Consider the following 18,604-nt stretch of genomic DNA (forward strand, 5'->3'; position numbering starts at 1 on the left):
TATGTTCATCGACCCGACACAACGCCCCAACCTTCAAACCGACACTGCAGCCGGGGAGCGCCCCTCCGTCACCGGCGTGGCGGATACCTCGCGCTTTGAGGCCCTTCTTGCCGGGCGAGCCGCGTCACCGGGACGGAAAACCGACATTAGGGAGACCGCTGCCGCGGCGGCCGAGCTCATGCGCCTCGATATGATGCGAAGCGCCTTCTCCCTGGGAGATACCGCCGGCGAGACGCCCCGGCCCGTCGGGGCCCAGGCCATGGAGTTCATCCTCAAGAGCTTCGCCCAGAACCGTGGCGAAGTGACCGGTGCTGATGCCGCGCAGGCAGAGGTCGGGGCGCCGGCCGATGTGTCCGCCGCCGAGGTCTCGTCGACCGGCCCGCGCGATGCCGGCTGGCTCGAAGATGTCATCCAGCGGGCCTCCCGCCGCTACGGGGTCGAGGTGGGGCTCATCAAGGCGGTCATCAAGGCCGAGAGCAACTTCAACCCCAACGCAGTGTCCCATGCCGGAGCCCAGGGGCTCATGCAGCTCATGCCCGCCACCGCACGGGGCCTCGGGGTTACCGATTCGTTCGATCCAGAACAGAACGTCATGGCCGGCACGCGTTTCCTCAAGGATCTGCTGAAGCGGTACGGAGGCGATATCGACAAGACCCTGGCCGCATACAATTGGGGCCCCGGCAACGTCGACCGCAAGCCCCATCTGCTCCCTCGTGAGACACGCGACTACCTCGTCAAGGTGAAGGAATACTACAGCCAGTTCGCCTGAGCGTAGCGCTTCCACGCCGTAGCAACAGACCAGCGCTTTCCGGCTGATCCTCTTCTCCTGTTCGGCCCGTCGACACTGCAGCGACCCGGCACCCGTGCGTTTCTCTCTGGGGAGGGGCTGTGAGCGCAAGGACGAATACCCCATGCCCCATCGCCTCCACCTGGAACAGTTCGGCCCCGTCCATGCCCTCCCCGTTCTCCACTATCGCCTGGAGTTCGCACATCTCGTCCGCGAGGCAGTGCGCCGCGTCAAGCCCGACTGCATCGCCATCGAGTTGCCGTCCACGATCGAGGCGCCGTTCCTGCGGGCAGTGGAGCGCCTGCCCGAGATATCGGTCATCCACTACGAAGGTCGGCAGCGCCGCGATGGCGCCGAATCGGTCTACCTCCTGGTGGAACCGGCCGATCCCCTGGTCGAAGGGGCGAGACTGGCCCTGGAGCGGCGGATTCCCCTGCGGCTCGTGGATGTGGACACCGACTCCTATCCCCGCCATGTGGAAGCGCTTCCCGACTCCTACGCCATTCACCGGATTGGCCTCACCCCCTACTATGAGGAGTACCGGCGTGCGGCCGCCTCTGTGGCGCCGGGCCGGGAGGATCGGCGGCGCGAGCGGGGAATGGCCTGGCGGCTCCAGGAACTGGCAAAAGAGCATGGCAGCATTCTCTTTGTCTGTGGCATGTACCATCTGGAGCGGATCAAGGACGATTTCGGGCGGCCCCAGGCCGCTCCCCTGGAGAGGGTGCGGCGCCAGGGGGTGAGGCTGTTCAATCTGCATCCCGACTCCTGCCGGGAGATCCTCGACGAGTTTCCCTTTATTTCGGCGGTCCATGAACTGCGTCGTGGTCCTCTGCCGCCTGAACCCGACGATCGCGGCGAGACGCTCCGCAAGCGATTCAGTGCGTTCGAGCTAATTGTCGGCGGGAGGAAGGACCTCCCGGCGGAGGAGCTTTTGCGCCATGCGGTAGAGCGGGGTGCCCGGCATGCGGGGCGGGGGGAGGAGTTCCCCGACCGGCAGCGGATCATCTTCCGGCTCTTCCAGGAGGCGGCCCGCCACTACCGGCAGGAGACGGGCGACCCGGTCCACCTCTGGCAGAAGCGGGCCTTTTTCCGTTTTGCCCGCAATTATGCCCTTGCCTCGGGCGCACTCCTGCCCGATCTGTTTCAGCTGCTCATGGCGGCACGGGGGTGTGTGGACGATAACTTCGCCTACGCCCTGTGGCGCCTTGCCACCTTCTACCACTGGCAGCGGGCCGAGGCAGACATCCCGACCATCAGTATCTCTCCCGAGGAAATCTGGGGCGGGAGCCGCCGCATCCGTTTCCGCCCACGGGAGCGGCGCCGGAAAGGGCTGTCGCATTTGGGCTTTCTCAAGCGCAAGAAGGAAAAGCGCCCCGGAGAATGGCTCGAAGGATTCACTGACCCGAGCATCTGCTCCTATCCGCCCGAGGATGTGCTGATTGAGGAGTATGGCCGCTTTCTCAAGAAAAAAGGGGCCATGCAGCTTTCCGAGGAACTCTCCCGTACGGAGCCGTTCACCTCGTCACTTCTGGATGGGATCGATCTGCGGGAAACACTGCGCAACGTTGCCGACGGGCGGGTCTATGTTCGGGAAAGCCAGCGAGCCAAGGGGGGCGTGGGCTCGGTGGTCGTCATCTTCGACGAAGACCGGGAAAACGGTAACTATCCCTACCGCACGACCTGGCTGGGCGAGCACGAGCAGGAATCAGACATGGCCTTCTATGCGACGCCGCCGGAGGACAACATCGTCGGTCCCGGCATCTGCCGCTGCGAGTACGGCGGGTTTCTTCTCTCCTACCCGCCGCGCCGGATGATGGATGTCTGGCGCGACCCGGACTATGTCTTTGCCCGGTCAAAGCCGGAGGTGCTTCTCCTGGCCGCTCTCGACTATTCGCCCGAAAAGCATGTGGTCCACGTGGCTGCCCGGCCACCCCGCAGCATCTTCCGGCAGATCGCCGCACGAATGGGGAAAAAGATTGTCCACATCCCCTTGGGCTCCCTTTCGTCGGTAAAGCTCAAATCCATCCGGGTGCTTCATATCCTGCACGGTCACGACAAGCGTCAGGTGGCCAAGGACTACATCTGGTGACATGTCCTTGCCCCTTCGGGGGGGCGGGGTATACTTGAGACAAAATCCGGCCGGAGGACCCGATGTCCTGGTTTGCCAACCTGAAAATCACCCCAAAATTCATAGTTATTCTTTGTGTCCTGTTTGTAGCTCTCATGGGTGTCAATGCCGTTGACGATTATCTGCGGCAGGAGTCGTTGATCGTCAAGGATGCCACCGATAATGCCCGTATCCTTGCCCGGCAGATCGTTGAAACCCGGGAATATATGTCTTCGGTGGTCCGGGGCGAACCGGAGGCGAACTACAACCTCGTCCCCCAGGTGGTCGCTACCCAGGTGGCCAAGCGGATCACGACCGGCAGCAAGTACTACGTCCGTCAGGTGTCGTTACGCTACCGCAATCCCGCCAACCGCCCCGATGCCTATGAAACGGCGATGCTTCAGCGGTTCGGCAGGGAAAAGGCTGCCGAGCAGTGGGAGGTGGTAACGATCGACGGCAAACGGGTCTTCCGCTATCTGCTGCCCATGACTGCCGACGCCTCATGTCTCGGTTGCCACGGCCGCTACGAGGAGGCCCCGGCCTTCGTCCAGGCGCGGTTCCCCAAGGGGCACCCCTCCTATGATTACCAGATCGGCCAACTGATCGGCGCCGTGTCAGTTTCCATTCCCATGGCGGATCTCTATCGCCAGATCGGTATCAACCTCAAGCTCGATCTGGCAATCGTCTCGGGCGTAGTCCTCCTCATCCTCGCGGCCATGAGCTTTATGGTCCACCGCTCCATTATCAAGCCGGTCCGGTCGGTGGCAACCTCCATTGGCAACGTGGCCGCTACGGGGAATTTTTCGGAACGGCTCAGGAGAAGTTCCAACGACGAGGTGGGAGAGCTGGTGGGAGCGTTCAACGAACTCATGGAGGAGTTGGATCGCACGACGCGTCAACGGCAGGAGTCTGAAGACCGCTACCGCAACGTGCTGGAGATGGCCCAGTCCGCCATTGTCACCTTTTTGGCCGACGGGAAGCTCATCATTACCAACCGCAAGGCAGAGGACCTGTTCGGCCTTCCCAAGGGAGAGCTGCTGGGTGTCTCCATCTACACCTTCATGGAGGAGGGGGATGCGGTAAAGGGCGCCATCGAGACCTATCTGAGGGAAGGGGCGGCAGCCATGATCGGGGAGACGACCCCGCAGCGGATTCGCAGCATCCGCGGGAATGTGACAACGGTGGAAATGGCCCTCTCGGTGTCCCGGTCGGACCACAACCCCCTCTTTACCGCTATTTTGCGAGAAAACGGCCGGTCCTAGTCCCTGGCCAGCCCCTTGGTCACCACGTCGCGGATGTCTCTTGCCAGGGTGGGCTCCCGCGCTATCCGTTCCAGTTCTGTCTTCATCCGTTCCCTCCGGTTCAGCTCATGACGTCGCCAGCGGGTAAGAGGCTCGGCCATTCTGGCACCGATCATCGGGTTCAGGCTGTTCAGCTTGATCACGTGGTCCGCCAGCAATCGGTAGCCGCCTCCGGCCCTATCGTGGAACCGGACCGGGTTGTTGACGGCGAAGGAGAGGATGAGAGAACGGGCCCGGTTGGGGTTGGCCAGGGTGAAGTCGGGATGTTCCAGGAGACGCTGCACCCGGGCGAAGGTGTCCGGCAGGGGAGATGTCGCCTGGATGGCGAACCACTTGTCGATCACGAGAGGCTCCTCCCGCCACCGGGCATGGAACTCAGCCAAGGCCGTCTCCCCTTCGCTTCCCTCTGTATGGGCCAGAAGCGTCAGGGCGGAGAGGGAGTCGGTCATGTTGTCGGCCTCCCTGAACTGACGCAGGCACGCCTGGCGGATCGAAGGGTCATCCAGAGTCATGAGGTAGCCGAGGCAGCAGGCGGCCAGGCTGCGCCGCCCTGTCTCCGCGGGCTCAAACCGGTAGGGGCCCGTGGGCCGGCACTGATCCCACAGGGCCGATAACTCCCCCCGCAACTGTCGGGCAAGGGCTGTCCTGACAAAGCGGCGAGCCTCGAAAATCCCCTCCACCTCGATTTCTTTCATCTGCTCGCCCAGAAGATTTTCCGATGGCAGCGTCAGGGCCTCGGCCAGGAAAGCCCGGTCATTTCCCCCCGAGGTGAGCAGTGTCCCACATGCTTCGACCAGTGCCGGGGGAAGGCGGAGTTCCTGCCCGGCTCGCCGGTCTGCCACCAATTGCAAGATGGTTCCCGTCATGAGCCGTTGTCCAGCCTCCCACCGGTTGAAGAGATCACCGTCTTTCCCCATGAGAAGCGCAAGGTCCGCCTCGGTATAAGCATAGTGCAGCCTCACGGGGGCGGAAAAGCCCCGAAACAGTGACGGCACCGGCTCTTCGGGAATGCCCCTGAAGCAGAACGTTTCCTCCTGACGACTGAGCTCCAGAGCCCGTCCCGGCTCCAGGGGAGCCTGCTCTCCATCGAGGTGCACGGACAATTCATTTCCGTTCCGGTCCAGGAGCCCCATGGCCAGGGGGATGAGAAGCGGTTCCCCGCCGGCAACGCCTTGGCGGATGGTGAGGGTGTACGCCTTGGTGTCTGCATCGTGGCTGCCGGTTACATGGATCTCCGGCGTGCCTGCCTCCCGGTACCATCTCATGAACTGCGTCAGGTCGCGCCCTGATGCTTCGGCCAGGGCGCTGACCAGGTTCTCCACCGTGGCACCGGTGCCGTCGTGGCGGTCGAAATAGAGATCCATGCCCCGGCGGAAGGCGTCGTGTCCCACAAGGGTGCGGAGCATGCGGATCAACTCTGCGCCCTTGTTGTAGACCGTGGCGGTGTAGAGGTTGTTGATGGCGTCGTAGGTCTCGGGCCGGACCGGGTGTGCTAGGGGCCCCGCATCCTCGGGGAACTGGTGGGTCCTGAGATACCGGACGTCCTGGATCCGCTTTACCGCCGACGATCCCATGGCGGCTGAGAATTCCTGATCCCGGAAGATGGTGAGTCCTTCCTTGACAGAGAGCTGGAACCAGTCACGACAGGTGACCCGGTTGCCGCTCCAGTTGTGGAAATATTCGTGGCCGATGACCCCTTCGATGGCGGCATAGTCGGCATCGGTGGCCGTGTCGGGCCGGGCTAGGACGTAGCGGGAGTTAAAGACATTGAGCCCCTTGTTTTCCATGGCTCCGAAGTTGAAATCGTCCACGGCCACGATCATGTAGAGGTCCAGATCGTACTCCCGGCCGAATGCCTCCTCGTCCCAGCGCATGGCCTCGGCCAGGGAGCGGACGGCATGGTCGCACTTATCCCGGTTATGGCTCTGGACGTAGATTTGAAGCGCCACCCGGCGCCCCGATTTCGTGACAAAGGTATCCTCCACCTTCACCAGGTCTCCGGCCACCAGGGCGAAGAGATAGGACGGCTTGGGGAAGGGGTCGTGCCAGGTGGCATAATGGCGGCCGTCGGGCAGATCGCCGCTGGCCGCCAGATTGCCGTTGGCCAGCAGTACCGGGCAGGTCGCCCGGTCTGCGGTGATGGTGACGGTGTAGGCTGCCAGCACGTCGGGGCGGTCCGGGAAATAGGTGATGCGGCGAAAGCCCTCTGCCTCGCACTGGGTGCAGAAGGTGCCGCCGGAGCGGTAGAGCCCCTCCAGCAGGGTGTTTTCCTGTGGCTTCAGCTCTGTAGAGACAGAGACCGTGCACTGTTCGGGAACGTGATGAATGGTGAGCGTTTCATCGTCCCGGACATACTCGTCGGTCGTCAGGGGCTTGCCGTCCAGTGCAATGCACCGCAGCACGAGCCCTCTGCCATCGAGGACCAGAGGACGAATTCCCTTTGTCCGGTCATGATTGGCGACCACGGAGAGATCTGCCCGCACAAGGGTTACATCGTCGTGCAGGTCAACGGTCAGGTGAACGGATTCAACCCGATAATCGGGCGGGGTATAGTCACTGAGGGCTACAGGATGGTTGTGGGGCAGGTGCATGGGGACTGACCTCCTCCGAGTGGCGGTCTGATGGGTAATGAAAAAGGGACCGTGAGTGCGGTCCCTTTTATTCTAGTCTCTCCACCATGCCGTTGGCTTGTAAGGGCCTCACAGCGAGTTCCTTACAGGTGGCAGGCTCTGTGCCGCTTCAGGCAAATCCCACGTACTGGGGCAGCACACCACGGCTTAAAGAGCCCCCAAATGATAGTAAATGTTCCGCTGGGGCGTGTCAGCCTCACGCGCATGGTAGAGAGAATCTTAATTTTGATTGTAGTCTAGCGCCAGCCACGGGATAAATCAAGCCCCTTTTTGGGAAGGCTTCAGGATATGGAGGATGGGTGGAATGCTTGACCTTTTTTGCCATATGCTATAGGCTCGGAGTTAGGCACGAAATGGTGTGTTCTGGCAGTTTTGCACCCTCCTCCGCGCCCCCACCATCGGATTCGCTCCATCAGTAGACAGAGACCATCAGGCCGTTTTCCCGGAGCGCCCCTTTTTGACCTCGGGCGCCCGTCCATATGGCCGTAATGAAACAGGAGGCGACCAGCGTCATGTGTACCACCTGCGGTTGCGAAACAGGCTCTCACCATCATCACCATGAACACGGCCATGGGCACAGTCACAGCCACGGCCACACCCACGACGACGAGCGCGAGTCGCGAAAGATCGCGGTGGAAACCGACATCCTCTCACGTAATAATCGCTTTGCCGCCGACAATCGGGCGCTTTTTGCGAAAAAGGGAGTGTTTGTCCTCAATCTTGTGAGTTCGCCGGGCTCCGGCAAGACAACCACCCTTGAGCGGACCCTTGGAGATCTGTCGGACAGGTATCGTTGCGCCGTCATCGAAGGGGATCAGCAGACCGACAACGACGCGCAACGCATTGCCGCTACCGGCGTGCCGGCCCGGCAGATCAACACCGGCGCCGGCTGCCATCTCGATGCCCACATGGTTGGACATGCCGCCGAGGAGTTCGATCTGGACGCGTTGGATCTCCTTCTCGTCGAAAACGTGGGTAATTTGGTCTGCCCCGCTTCCTTTGATCTGGGAGAGCATCACAAAGTGGTGGTCCTGTCGGTTACCGAGGGAGAGGACAAACCCCTCAAGTATCCGAATATGTTCCACGCGGCAGACGTTATGCTGCTCAACAAGATCGACCTGCTCCCCTACGTGGATTTCGATGTCGAGAAATGCCTGGAGATGGCCAGGCGGGTGAGCCCTGGGATTACGATCTTTCAGGTTTCGAGCCGGACCGGCGAGGGGATGGATGCTTGGTATGCATGGCTGGCCGACCGCATTGCGGCGGTGAAGGGGTAGGTCGGGAATTCGGCCGTGGTGCTCAGGCTCAGGATAGCCGTTGAGGGCATTGTCCAGGGCGTCGGGTTCCGCCCCTTCATCTTCAGGCTGGCTGCCCATCACGGTATCGTCGGATGGGTCATGAACAGCGGCGCCGGTGTCGTCATGGAAGCTGAAGGTGATGCCGGCGCCCTCGCTGCCTTTCGCTCCGCCATTGTGAGTGATGCCCCCCCCCTGGCGGTCATTGCCCGAATCGCCATTGAGGAAATTGCACCCCAGGGGGATGGCTCTTTTGTCATCGGCGAGAGCGGCGAGGGAGCGGGTACGGTGCGGGTGGCCCCCGACGGCGATGTCTGTCCAGACTGCCTTCGGGAACTCTTTGACCCGTCGGACCGGCGCTACCGCTATCCGTTCATCAACTGCACCAACTGTGGGCCTCGCTATTCCCTCGTCACTGCTGTCCCCTACGACCGGTCCAATACTACCATGGCGCGCTTTCCCCTGTGCGATGCCTGTCGGTCCGAGTACGAAGATCCGATGGATCGCAGATTCCATGCCCAGCCCGTAGCCTGCCCCGACTGCGGCCCGACGCTGAGGCTGGTGGATGCCTCGGGTGCCGGTCTGCCGGGGGACCCCGTCGACCAAACCGTGGAGCTTCTGACCGAAGGCAAGATCGTCGCGATCAAGGGGCTCGGCGGTTATCACCTGGCGGTGGACGCCGCCAACGACGCCGCCGTGGCGGAACTGCGACGACGCAAGCACCGGGATGAAAAGCCCTTCGCCGTGATGGCGCGGGATATGGAAGCCGTGGCGCGGTTTGCCTTGGTCGACTCCGTGGAGGCGCGGCTTCTGACCGGGCCCGAGCATCCCATAGTGTTGCTGCGCAAACGGCCAAGTACCATCCTCTCCGGTCGAGTGGCCCCTGCCAACGGCTATATCGGGACCATGCTCCCCTATACGCCGCTGCACCACCTGCTGCTCGAGGAGCGGTTCGCTGCTCTCGTCATGACAAGCGGCAACCTGTCGGACGAACCCATTTCCTACCGGGATGATGAGGCGGTTGAGCGGCTTTCGGCGATCGCCGATGCATTTCTGGTCCACGACCGGGAGATTCGGACCCGCATCGATGATTCCGTCATCCGGGTATTCAGGGGAAGCCCCCTCTTTTTGCGCCGCTCCCGCGGCTATGTTCCCCGCGAGGTACGGTTGCCCGTGGAGATTCCGCCCGTTCTTGCCGTAGGCGCCGAGCTCAAGGGCGCCCTGTGCCTCACTCGGGGAGACCGGGCGTTCCCGAGCCAGCACATCGGTGACCTCAAGAACGACACAACCCTGACGTCTCTGGCGGCAACGGCGGAACACCTGCAGGCGCTCCTGGAGATCAGGCCCCAGTTGGTGGCCCACGACCTCCATCCCGACTATCTTTCCACGGGCTACGCCGAGGGGATTGCCGGGCTCCCCCGGGTGGCGGTCCAGCATCATCACGCTCATCTCGCCTCTTGTATGGCCGACAACGGTCTTGACGGCAGCGTCATCGGCGTCATCTTCGACGGCACCGGCCTCGGGACCGACGGGACCGTCTGGGGGGGCGAGTTCCTCGTGGGCGGATATGACGGATTCCGCCGGGCCGCCCACTTCCGGCAGGTACCCCTGCCGGGTGGAGACGCGGCTGTGAGGGAGCCGTATCGCATGGCGCTCGCTTACCTGCACGATGCCTTTGGTGCCGATTTCTTTGAGCAGCCGGTCCCCTGGCTGACCGAGGTAGGGGATGAGGATCGCTCGCTGTTTCTGCGCATGCTGGAGCGCCGGATAAACTCTCCCCTGACCTCCAGCTGTGGCAGGCTCTTCGATGCCGTGGCCGCCATGGTGGGGCTGCGGCGCACGGTGAGCTACGAGGGGCAGGCGGCCATCGAGCTGGAAGGGCAGGCGGAAGAGTCCGCCACGGGACGGGCCTATCCCTTTGCCGTGCTGAGTCGGCAGGGTGCCATCGAAGTGGACTACCGGCTCATGATCCGGGCACTGATGGAGGATCTTGCCGTGCAGGTCTCCCTCCCGGAGATGGCCCGGGCGTTCCACAACACGGTTGCGGCCTCTGTTGTCGACGTCTGCCGCAAGGTACGGAGCGAGACCGGCCTCGACCGGATCGTCCTCTCGGGAGGAGTCTTTCAGAACCGGCTCCTCTGCGAGGAGTCGTGCCGGCTGCTTGAGGCAGAAGGGTTCCGGGTGTTTACCCACCGTCTCGTTCCTCCCAATGACGGAGGCGTGGCGCTGGGACAGGCCGTGATTGCAGGGGTGGCCCACCGTGTCCCCCGGAGTGATAAAGGAGAATAACTAACCATGTGTCTTGGTGTGCCCATGCAGGTCGTCGCTGTCGGTGAGGGTGAGGTTGTGGCGGAAATAGACGGCGTCAGGAAAGAAGCCAGCCTCATGCTGTTGGACGAAGAGGTGCGGGTAGGGGATTTCGTCATCGTTCACGCCGGGTTCGCCATCTCCAAGCTCGACGAGGAGGATGCGCAGGAAACCCTTCGGCTGATGAGGGAAGTATTCCGCCCGGAGGATATGGCCTGATGAATTACCAGGACGAGTTTCGCGATCGGGCCCTGGTGCAGGGGTATGCGCAGCGCATCGCCCGGTTGGTGGAGGGACGCACGGACGTCATGACCTTCATGGAGGTCTGCGGCACCCACACCATGTCGATCTACCAGTACGGCCTCCGCAGCCTCCTGCCGCCCCAGGTGCGGCTCATCTCCGGCCCGGGCTGCCCCGTCTGCGTGACCCCCAACGAATACCTGGACCGGGCCGTGGCCCTCTGCCGTCTCCCCGGTGTCATCGTCGCCACCTTCGGCGACATGGTCCGGGTGCCGGGCTCCTCCTCGTCGCTCCAAGAGGAGCGGGCCATGGGGGCAGACGTGCGCATCGTCTATTCCCCGCTCGACGCCGTTGCCCTGGCGGCGGCGAATCCGGACCGGAAAGTGGTTTTTCTCGGGGTTGGTTTCGAAACCACGGCTCCGGCCATCGGCGGAAGCATTCTCGCGGCCCGGAAGCAGGGGCTTGCCAACTACTTCGTCCTGGCTGCCCACAAGACCATGCCGATCCCCATGCGTGTTCTGGCCAATGACCCCGAGCTCGGCATCGACGGCTACCTGTGCCCGGCCCACGTCAGCACTATAATCGGTGCCGACGCGTACCGCTTCCTTCCCGAGGAGTTCGGCATCCCCTGTGTGGTAACGGGCTTCGAGCCGGTCGACGTCATGCAGGGGGTGGAGATGCTTGTCCGCCAGGTCGTGGAGGGAAAGCCCCGGGTCGAGATCCAGTACAGCCGTGTGGCCACCTGGGAGGGGAACCGCAAGGCCCTGGACGTACTCGCCCAGGTATTCACTCCCTTTGACGCACCCTGGCGGGGGATCGGCATCATTCCGGGAAGTGGCCTCCGGATCGCCGATGCCTACGCCGCCTTCGACGCCGAGCGGGAGATCGCGGTGGAGGTCGAAGAGACCAAAGAGCACCAGGGGTGTCTCTGCGGGGAGATCCTCAAGGGGAAAGTGACACCCTTCGACTGTCCCCTGTTTGCCAACGCCTGCACCCCCGAGTCGCCCGTGGGCGCCTGCATGGTTTCCAGCGAGGGGACCTGCGCGGCGGCCTACAAGTACGGGCAATAATTCAACAACCGGAGAACCCTGTGAACAAGGAACTCATTCTGCTCGGTCACGGCAGTGGCGGAAAGCTATCCCACCAACTCCTGGACGACCTCATCATCCCCACTCTGTCGGGGATATCCCTGGCGGGTCAGAACGACGCGGCCCTGGTGGATGCCGACGGCCGCAGGCTGGCATTCACCACCGATTCCTACGTTGTTGACCCCGTCTTTTTCCCGGGCGGCAATATCGGAACCCTGGCGGTCAACGGGACCGTCAATGACCTGGCCATGATGGGCGCGCGTCCCCTGTTCCTGAGTGCCGGCCTCATCATCGAGGAGGGATTCAGCAGGAACGACCTCGGGACCATCCTTGCGTCCATGCGCCAGGCTGCCGATGCCGCCGGGGTAAGGATCGTCACCGGCGACACCAAGGTCGTCCCCCGGGGCAAGGCCGACCGGATCTTCATCAATACGTCGGGCATCGGACTGGTGGAGCACGACTTCACCATCTCCGGCGCCTGTGCCCGCCCCGGCGACCGGATCATCATCAATGGCACCGTGGGGGACCACGGCATTGCTGTCATGGCGAAGCGGGAGGGGCTTGAGCTCCTGACCGACATCGTCAGCGACTGTGCCCCTCTCAACGGGCTGGTGGCCGACATCATCGCCGAGGGCGGCGGGGATGTTCATGTTCTGCGCGACCCAACCCGGGGAGGGGTCGCCACCACTCTCAAGGAGATAGCCCTCCAGTCCGATGTTACGATCATGATCCGCGAGGAAGCCATCCCCTTGGCCGGGCCAGTGAAGGGGGTTTGTGCCATCCTGGGTCTCGATCCCCTTTACGTGGCCAACGAGGGCAAACTTCTCGTTGCCGTGGCCCCGTCGGCCGCCGAGCGGGTTCTGGCGCGCATGAAGACGCATCCCTGCGGAGGGGCTGCCGCGATCATCGGTGAAGTCACCGATGCGGGCGGGGGAAAGCTCCGGCTGGAGACATCGGTCGGGGGCGTAAGGGCAGTGGAGATGCTTGCGGGCGAGCAGTTGCCGCGCATTTGCTGACGGCACGGGCCGGCTGGCAGCCGGCCTCTGTCCGATGACGACAGGCGCACCCTGAGCGCCGGAATTTGCCGGAGGTAACGGTCACCATGGATAACCGCCAACCACGCCCGACCGGAGTAGATGAGCCGGTAACCCTCATGCTCGTGGGAGGGGGAATTCGCTGCTATGCTTTCATCGGCGCTCTGCGGGCCGTGGAGGAGATCGGCGTTCCCATCGGCAGGATCATCGGAGCGTCCACGGGCAGCATCATCGCCGCCCTGTATGCCGCGGGCATGCCGACCGCCGATTTGAAGCGGCTTGCCCTCGAAACCGACACGGAGTTGTTTCGTGACTTCTCTCCGCGCGGAGTCTTCTCCGGCATGGGGATCTGCCGGGGCGATGCGCTTGAGCGGTGGCTCGACGAGCGGCTGGGCGGCGTTTGTCTGGCAGATTTGCGCCGCAGCCCGCTTGCTGTCATTACCACGGATATCCTCAACCACGCTCCTTTCGTCCTTTCGGCCGACAATGCGCCCCGGTTGAAGGTCTCCGCCGCGGTCCGCTTCTCCGCGGCCATTCCCTTTATCTTTGCCTGGAAGAAATTCGTCGTGCGCGGCAAGGAGCACGTGCTCATCGACGGCACCCTCATGGCGAGCGTGATCGAGAGCCAGTGTGCCGAAGCGGGCAAGACCCTCGTCCTGCGGACCTTCTCCAAAAGAAGCATGAACCACCATTCCTCCTCCGTCATGACCCTGCGCCGCTACGCGGGCGACCTCCTGAACATCTTCTTTCACTCCATGGATCGGGAGTTTCTCAAGGGGGCCCGCTGGAAGGACACCATCACCATCCATTGTGGCATGGTGCCTTCTCTCTCGTTTTCCGTTACGGCGGACGAGCGGGAATTTCTGATGGAACAGGGCTATCAGCAGACCGCCAAATATCTTCGGTACAAGTGGGGGCTGTGAGAAGCATCTCCGGCTTTTTTTCTGTCTAACCCCCTGATGTTCTGCTAGTATGGCGACAATGTATGCTGTATACGCGTGGCCGGGCACCGGCAGCGGAGTAATGTCCTAAAGTTTTGCCCGGAATGGACGATATGGTTGACAGTGACAACCAGTTTCGGCAGGCAGGCGGAGGAGTAAGGTGGAAAAGAGAAAGTTCGAGCGGATCGATTTCAGGAGCGAGGCGATAATCCGGCACAATGGAACGAGCTTCAGGGCGGAAGTGGAAAACGTGAGCCTCAAGGGCCTCTTTGTGCGTACAGACCAGAAAATTCCCATCAACGAGCAGGTTGATGTCTCCATGTTTTTCTTCGGATCGTCCGCGGAGCTCTCGTTCAGCCTTGAGGCGAGCGTGGTACGGATAACCGACGACGGCATCGGCCTCAACTTCCGAAAGATCGACATGGACTCCCTGGTTCACTCGGATACGGCGGTTACGACAACCGGCGCTGATCGCCAAGGCGTAATCGAAGAATTTTACGGTTTCATCGAAAAGGACTAGCGAACGGCTCTTCGAATTCCTGTCCCATTGCGTTCTCTGCCGTCGCGTGGTTACGCCTCGCGGCACTGATTCCCCATGGACGATCTCCGCGACTGCTACGGGTTGCTCGGTCTCAGCCCCGGCGCTTCCGCCGACGAGGCGAAGCGTGCCTTTCGCGCAGCCGTTTCCGCCTGCCATCCCGATCGTTTTGTCAATGACCCGGTGCGCCGCCGCAATGCAGAAGAGCGGCTGCGCCTGATCATCGAGGCTTATCACCGGATCGATGCCTGCCGTAAGCTCGGGCCTGATATGTCGGCCAGCGCACATGCAGGACTGCAATCCGGGACCTGGTCGGCGGGTCGAAGCCCCGGATTCCCCTTCTCCTCACTCGTCACGTTTCCCAACGGGCTCTTCCTCCTGCTCTGCGGCGTCTGCGCCGTCCGCTTCACTCATCTCTACGGGGCCACGGCAAGTGCTGCTCTGGCGGCACTGGAGCTGCTGCTGGTCCCGCTGTTCTTCGGGGTTGCCCACAATCTGATCATCCCGGCGAACCGGCTGGTGCGGAACCTTTACGGCGCATTCACCGTCTGCTTTCTTCTGGTCGTTATTGCCGGCACAGTTACCGCGCGACACGACAACAGTCTTCCGCTCCCTGCTTCATTTGAATACTCCGACGGGGCCCCTGCTTCCTCAGTGCTCTGGCCCGCTACGAGCCATGATCGCCCGGCAGAGCCCACCGATGGGCCGGCTGCGGACACCCCTCTGTATCGACAGGGTGTCCGACCTCCCCACTCTCCCGATGCCCCGGTCGTCCCTCTTGCCCCTGCGGCTCCTGCTGCACCCCTCGTGCCGCCGGCCCGGTGAGGAATGCCTGTCCGGGGCGTCCGTAAAGGCGGTCGGGAATGATTGCATTTGATTTCAGCGGGACGCCGGCGATGGGGGGTACGCCGGGGCCTCCCCGACATGGAGGGACCTATGCCGATACGCCTCGGCGAGATGCTGATCAAAGCCGGAATGATAACCCATACGCAACTGGATGAGGCCCTGAAAGGGCAGGTGATCTTCGGGGGCAGGCTCGGAACGAACCTCATTGAAATGGGGGTGATCGGTGAGGAAGAGCTCGCCCGGGTCCTGAGCGAAAAGCTTCGGGTTCCCTGTGTCGATCCCGACGAGCTCATGGCAGTGCCCGATCACCTTTTGTCCCTTGTTCCCCGTGATATGGTTGAACGCTACAAGATCGTCCCCCTCGGGGTCGACGGGCGACGGCTCAGGCTCGTCATGGCCGACCCCTCGGATCTGCCGGCCATTGATGAAATCGCTTTTCGTACGGGATTTGTCATTGTGCCGATGGTCGCTCCGGAAATCCGGCTTTTCATGGCACTGGAGAAATACTACGGCATCCGGCGCGAGGTGCGTGCCCTGCCTGTATCGGAGACTCTGGGGGGACGCAGATGTACTTATGGGACCAAGCGGCCTGCGGAGCAACTCATGCGCCGGGATGTGGTCGATTTTTCAACCTTGCCCGACAATGGTAAGTATCTCCCCTGGGAAGGGGGCGACATCGATGATAATCGTATCGAGGCGGCCGAACGGTACACAATTGACGCTCTCTCCCGGACGCTTGCCGACTGCCGCGAACGCGACGCTGTGGCCGATGCCCTGGTGGACTATGCCGGCCGCCTCTTTGGTTGCGCCGGTCTGCTGCTCGTCATGAGGGATATGGCCGCAGGGTGGGAAGCGGTTGCCGGTCATGAGCGGTTGCGGGAGTTCGGGCAGCTGAGGATATCGCTTCAGGAGGCATCACATGTCCGGACAGTGGTTGAGGAGCGGAGTGTGTATCTCGGCCCGCCGGGCAACATGCCGACTGACCGGCGGTTGGCGGAGGCCTTGGGCGGGGCTGGCGCGCCGGGGCTGATGCTCGTGCCCATGGTGATGGGGAGGCGTGTGGTTACCATCCTCTGTGCCGCAGGGGAGATGGTCGCCTTGGGGGCTCGGTTGTCGGAAGCACAAACCATTGCCCGGAAAGGGGTGCTGGCGTTCGAGATTCTTATTTTGCGGGGTAAGATTCTGATGACATAGCGATTGCCAGCCGGTCAGATGCCGGCCCATTCGGGCCGACCTGAACGGAAGGGGGGGCTGGGGACATCACCCTCCGGAGTCGGGCTGCTGCGGCGTCAATGGCGCAAGTGATTGATTTGCCGCTGGATTCTCTGGTGCAGAGGAGCAGAAGCAGGCCGTCGTCGAGGGGTTTTATCGCTACGATTCCCTCTGTGTACCGGAGGAAGAGCGTTTCTGTGCTGACGGACGAGATGCCGAGGGTTATCACGCATTCAGCCAGGTCTTCCGAGACCGCAGACAGGGTCGTGTCATCAAAGAGAGGAGGAAACACTCGTTCGAGGATCTTCCCGCCGCGATCCGTGACGAGGCTGCCGATGGCACCGGGAAGCACGCTGAGTTCTGCAAGCGCCTGTCTCATGTCACGCGGTTTGCACGGCGCGGCGGATTGCTTCTTCAACCATGGGGGGCTGATGGTCTGCACCGGCGGCTACGGCGAGAAGATGATGCTTGCCGGTATAGATGAACAGATGTTCTCTTGTGCCTTCAAGGACCATCGAGGTGGGGCTCCCGGTTCCGAGGCGCGACCCGATCCGGTCTGCCAGGCGGGCGAGGAAGCAGGCCCCGGCGGCTAAGCGGTCCGCCGAAGGGCTTTTTTCGTCCGTGGGTACGCCGTCAAAGTCAAGGGTGATGGCGTCGGATACCATCCCGATTGCACGTATCCGCTCGCGCAGCGGCGTTTGTTCAGCCCGTTCCCCCTTCGGATCGACGTGCCGATGACGTTCATCCATGGCCCGGTGCGCATCGAGCAGAAGGTGTTGCCGGTTCTTCCTGATGGAGTGGCGATCGGTAGCTAGGTGGGGGTAGGCAGTGAAGCGTCCGCCCGGCCAGCGCATGATCCGTTGGAGCGCCTCTTCTCCCTCGCAGCTGCCTTTTTCGGCGTGGACAATCTCGCCATCCTGGAAAAAAATAACACCGCACCGCCCTCCGAATTCGACTGAGATGCAACCGGAGAACCTGTTGGTTCCCTTGAGTTGGATCAGGTCTGCCAGTGAGACCCCAACCATCGATCCGTTGAATCCTTCATGTCGTTTCCTGCAGAGCGCTTCCTGCGCCATGATCCCTCCCTGGTGACTGCGCTGTGGCGTGTGTCGGATTCGATCCGCACCTTTCAATGGTGCCGGCGAAGTGTCGCTGTATAACATATTTTGTGATATCGAACAAGATAGTTAATGATGATTAATCGGACAACGCTCCGTGATAACGGCTGGTTGATGGACTTAGTTGCATACAATTAAAATATAGCAATTAATAATACGGTGGTGATTGACTATGCCAGAACAATGTTTTGTTTATTTTGTGGTTTTGACTGGAGGCATGGGGGCGAAATGCTGAAGAAAAGAGGAAAAACGTTGTGATTTTCTCGTGGAAACGGTAGTCTTTTAAGCACGTGACCAAGCGGCAAGAGCCAGGTCACGCAAATTTACCGCAAGGAGTCAACCATGAAGTATGTGAATGCCTTTGTTCTTATGATTCTGCTTGCATCCCAGTCCATTGATGCCCACGCCTTCGGCTCCATGGGCGGCATGGGCGGGGGTGGGGCGGTCTCTGTACAGAGTACCCCTCTGGCAGGCAAGGTTGTGGAGACGTTCAACAGCGGCGGGTATACCTACGTCAGTCTTGAGCGGGACGGTAAGACCGTATGGGCCGCCATTCCCGAGACTTCACTCGAGGTCGGCCGCGAGGTGACTCTCAAGCCGGGCATGGAGATGCAACAGTTCTTCAGTAAAGCCCTTAACCGGACCTTTGACAGTATCTATTTTTCCGAGGGGCTGGCGACCCAGGCCGCAAGCACCAAGGGAAAGAGCTCGGCTGGAAGCAAGGGGGGGGTGGTCACTCCCGCAGAGAAGATTGCTGTAGAAAAGGCCGCTGGGGCCAATGGCTTCACTGTTGCCGAGCTCCATGGCAACAGGGAGAAACTTGACGGCAAGACGATCAGTGTCCGGGCCAAGGTGACCAAGGTGTCGGCCGGCATCATGGGTAAGAACTGGCTGCATCTTCAGGACGGCTCCGGCGACAGCTCGAAGGGAAGCCATGATCTGACCGTGACGACCCAGGACCTCCCGGCTTTGGGCGAAGTGGTCACCGTCACCGGAACGCTCAGGAAGGACAAGGATTTCGGCGGCGGCTACAAGTATGACGCGATTGTGGAAGACGGGACGGTTTCGCACTGACACGGCGATCATTCGGTGCATGCACGGGGAGGGGCAACAGCTCCTCCCCTTTTCCGTTCCAGGCCCAATTCTCGACAACCGTTGTC

The 18,604-nt window shown here is 61.9% G+C and carries 16 protein-coding genes and 1 other RNA gene; 13 read left to right on the forward strand and 4 right to left on the reverse strand.

The genetic code is table 11. The features are described 5' to 3' along the window. Position 1 precedes the first annotated feature (1 nt). The 3 genes from GS_RS01495 to GS_RS01505 all read left to right on the forward strand — a co-directional run bounded on the left by GS_RS01495 (position 2) and on the right by GS_RS01505 (position 4,156). A complete protein-coding gene (locus GS_RS01495; protein WP_010940970.1) occupies positions 2-769 on the forward strand; it encodes a lytic transglycosylase domain-containing protein in 768 nt (255 codons plus the stop codon). A 142-nt stretch (positions 770-911) separates the two neighbouring features. Next, positions 912-2,876, forward strand: coding sequence for a hypothetical protein (locus tag GS_RS01500; RefSeq protein WP_010940971.1), 1,965 nt, complete (start codon positions 912-914; stop codon positions 2,874-2,876). A gap of 62 nt (positions 2,877-2,938) precedes the next feature. After that, complete coding sequence (locus GS_RS01505; protein WP_010940972.1) at positions 2,939-4,156, forward strand: Tll0287-like domain-containing protein; 1,218 nt, start codon at positions 2,939-2,941, stop codon at positions 4,154-4,156. Here GS_RS01505 and pepN read toward each other — a convergent pair. Then, entirely contained in the window at positions 4,153-6,786 is a 2,634-nt protein-coding gene (gene pepN / locus GS_RS01510) for an aminopeptidase N (RefSeq protein ID WP_010940973.1), read from the reverse strand. The two genes, GS_RS01505 and pepN, sit on opposite strands and share 4 nt — an antisense overlap. Positions 6,787-6,860: 74 nt before the next feature. After that, positions 6,861-7,042: non-coding RNA, 6S RNA (ssrS, locus tag GS_RS01515), on the reverse strand. A gap of 295 nt (positions 7,043-7,337) precedes the next feature. Here ssrS and hypB point away from each other — a divergent pair. The 9 genes from hypB to GS_RS01560 all read left to right on the forward strand — a co-directional run bounded on the left by hypB (position 7,338) and on the right by GS_RS01560 (position 16,308). Then, on the forward strand, positions 7,338-8,102 hold the full coding sequence (gene hypB, locus GS_RS01520) for a hydrogenase nickel incorporation protein HypB (protein WP_010940974.1): 765 nt from the start codon (positions 7,338-7,340) through the stop codon (positions 8,100-8,102). A 15-nt stretch (positions 8,103-8,117) separates the two neighbouring features. Then, the gene (gene hypF, locus GS_RS01525; RefSeq protein ID WP_010940975.1) at positions 8,118-10,409 is read left to right on the forward strand and encodes a carbamoyltransferase HypF; all 2,292 of its coding nucleotides are present in this window, start codon (positions 8,118-8,120) and stop codon (positions 10,407-10,409) included. 6 nt (positions 10,410-10,415) lie between these two features. Continuing rightward, positions 10,416-10,646: a HypC/HybG/HupF family hydrogenase formation chaperone gene (locus tag GS_RS01530; protein ID WP_010940976.1), complete on the forward strand. Its 231-nt coding sequence runs from the start codon at positions 10,416-10,418 to the stop codon at positions 10,644-10,646. Continuing rightward, positions 10,646-11,737: a hydrogenase formation protein HypD gene (gene hypD, locus GS_RS01535; protein WP_010940977.1), complete on the forward strand. Its 1,092-nt coding sequence runs from the start codon at positions 10,646-10,648 to the stop codon at positions 11,735-11,737. Before GS_RS01530 ends, hypD begins: the two co-directional genes overlap by 1 nt. Before the next feature lie 20 nt (positions 11,738-11,757). Continuing rightward, positions 11,758-12,771, forward strand: coding sequence for a hydrogenase expression/formation protein HypE (gene hypE, locus GS_RS01540; RefSeq protein ID WP_010940978.1), 1,014 nt, complete (start codon positions 11,758-11,760; stop codon positions 12,769-12,771). Between the two features lie 86 nt (positions 12,772-12,857). Further along, complete coding sequence (locus GS_RS01545; protein ID WP_010940979.1) at positions 12,858-13,712, forward strand: patatin-like phospholipase family protein; 855 nt, start codon at positions 12,858-12,860, stop codon at positions 13,710-13,712. Positions 13,713-13,890: 178 nt separating this feature from the next. After that, complete coding sequence (locus GS_RS01550) at positions 13,891-14,250, forward strand: PilZ domain-containing protein (protein WP_010940980.1); 360 nt, start codon at positions 13,891-13,893, stop codon at positions 14,248-14,250. A 75-nt stretch (positions 14,251-14,325) separates the two neighbouring features. Next, on the forward strand, positions 14,326-15,093 hold the full coding sequence (locus tag GS_RS01555; RefSeq protein WP_010940981.1) for a J domain-containing protein: 768 nt from the start codon (positions 14,326-14,328) through the stop codon (positions 15,091-15,093). A gap of 111 nt (positions 15,094-15,204) precedes the next feature. Continuing rightward, positions 15,205-16,308, forward strand: coding sequence for a general secretion pathway protein GspE (locus tag GS_RS01560; protein ID WP_010940982.1), 1,104 nt, complete (start codon positions 15,205-15,207; stop codon positions 16,306-16,308). Here GS_RS01560 and GS_RS01565 read toward each other — a convergent pair. Continuing rightward, positions 16,277-16,705 carry a hypothetical protein gene (locus GS_RS01565; RefSeq protein ID WP_010940983.1) on the reverse strand — a complete coding sequence of 143 codons (429 nt, stop codon included), beginning with the start codon at positions 16,703-16,705 and terminating at the stop codon, positions 16,277-16,279. The genes GS_RS01560 and GS_RS01565 overlap by 32 nt on opposite strands. 1 nt (position 16,706) lies before the next feature. Further along, positions 16,707-17,402: a DUF4388 domain-containing protein gene (locus GS_RS01570; RefSeq protein ID WP_010940984.1), complete on the reverse strand. Its 696-nt coding sequence runs from the start codon at positions 17,400-17,402 to the stop codon at positions 16,707-16,709. Between the two features lie 384 nt (positions 17,403-17,786). Here GS_RS01570 and GS_RS01575 point away from each other — a divergent pair, with 384 nt between their 5' ends. Then, positions 17,787-18,518 carry a hypothetical protein gene (locus tag GS_RS01575; protein ID WP_010940985.1) on the forward strand — a complete coding sequence of 244 codons (732 nt, stop codon included), beginning with the start codon at positions 17,787-17,789 and terminating at the stop codon, positions 18,516-18,518. The last annotated feature ends 86 nt before the right edge of the window (positions 18,519-18,604 follow it).

It is taken from the genome of Geobacter sulfurreducens PCA, assembly GCF_000007985.2.
Taxonomy (GTDB): Bacteria; Desulfobacterota; Desulfuromonadia; order Geobacterales; family Geobacteraceae; genus Geobacter; species Geobacter sulfurreducens.

Bases quoted from the DNA above. Each gene is read 5' to 3' on its own strand.
- hypD (WP_010940977.1), top strand. From the start codon at position 10,646: ATGAATTACCAGGACGAGTTTCGCGATCGGGCCCTGGTGCAGGGGTAT.
- GS_RS01495 (WP_010940970.1), top strand. From the start codon at position 2: ATGTTCATCGACCCGACACAACGCCCCAACCTTCAAACCGACACTGCA.
- GS_RS01565 (WP_010940983.1), bottom strand. From the start codon at position 16,705: ATGAGACAGGCGCTTGCAGAACTCAGCGTGCTTCCCGGTGCCATCGGC.
- GS_RS01570 (WP_010940984.1), bottom strand. From the start codon at position 17,402: ATGGCGCAGGAAGCGCTCTGCAGGAAACGACATGAAGGATTCAACGGA.
- GS_RS01575 (WP_010940985.1), top strand. From the start codon at position 17,787: ATGAAGTATGTGAATGCCTTTGTTCTTATGATTCTGCTTGCATCCCAG.
- GS_RS01530 (WP_010940976.1), top strand. From the start codon at position 10,416: ATGTGTCTTGGTGTGCCCATGCAGGTCGTCGCTGTCGGTGAGGGTGAG.
- GS_RS01545 (WP_010940979.1), top strand. From the start codon at position 12,858: ATGGATAACCGCCAACCACGCCCGACCGGAGTAGATGAGCCGGTAACC.
- GS_RS01560 (WP_010940982.1), top strand. From the start codon at position 15,205: ATGCCGATACGCCTCGGCGAGATGCTGATCAAAGCCGGAATGATAACC.
- hypB (WP_010940974.1), top strand. From the start codon at position 7,338: ATGTGTACCACCTGCGGTTGCGAAACAGGCTCTCACCATCATCACCAT.
- pepN (WP_010940973.1), bottom strand. From the start codon at position 6,786: ATGCACCTGCCCCACAACCATCCTGTAGCCCTCAGTGACTATACCCCG.
- GS_RS01500 (WP_010940971.1), top strand. From the start codon at position 912: ATGCCCCATCGCCTCCACCTGGAACAGTTCGGCCCCGTCCATGCCCTC.
- GS_RS01505 (WP_010940972.1), top strand. From the start codon at position 2,939: ATGTCCTGGTTTGCCAACCTGAAAATCACCCCAAAATTCATAGTTATT.
- GS_RS01555 (WP_010940981.1), top strand. From the start codon at position 14,326: ATGGACGATCTCCGCGACTGCTACGGGTTGCTCGGTCTCAGCCCCGGC.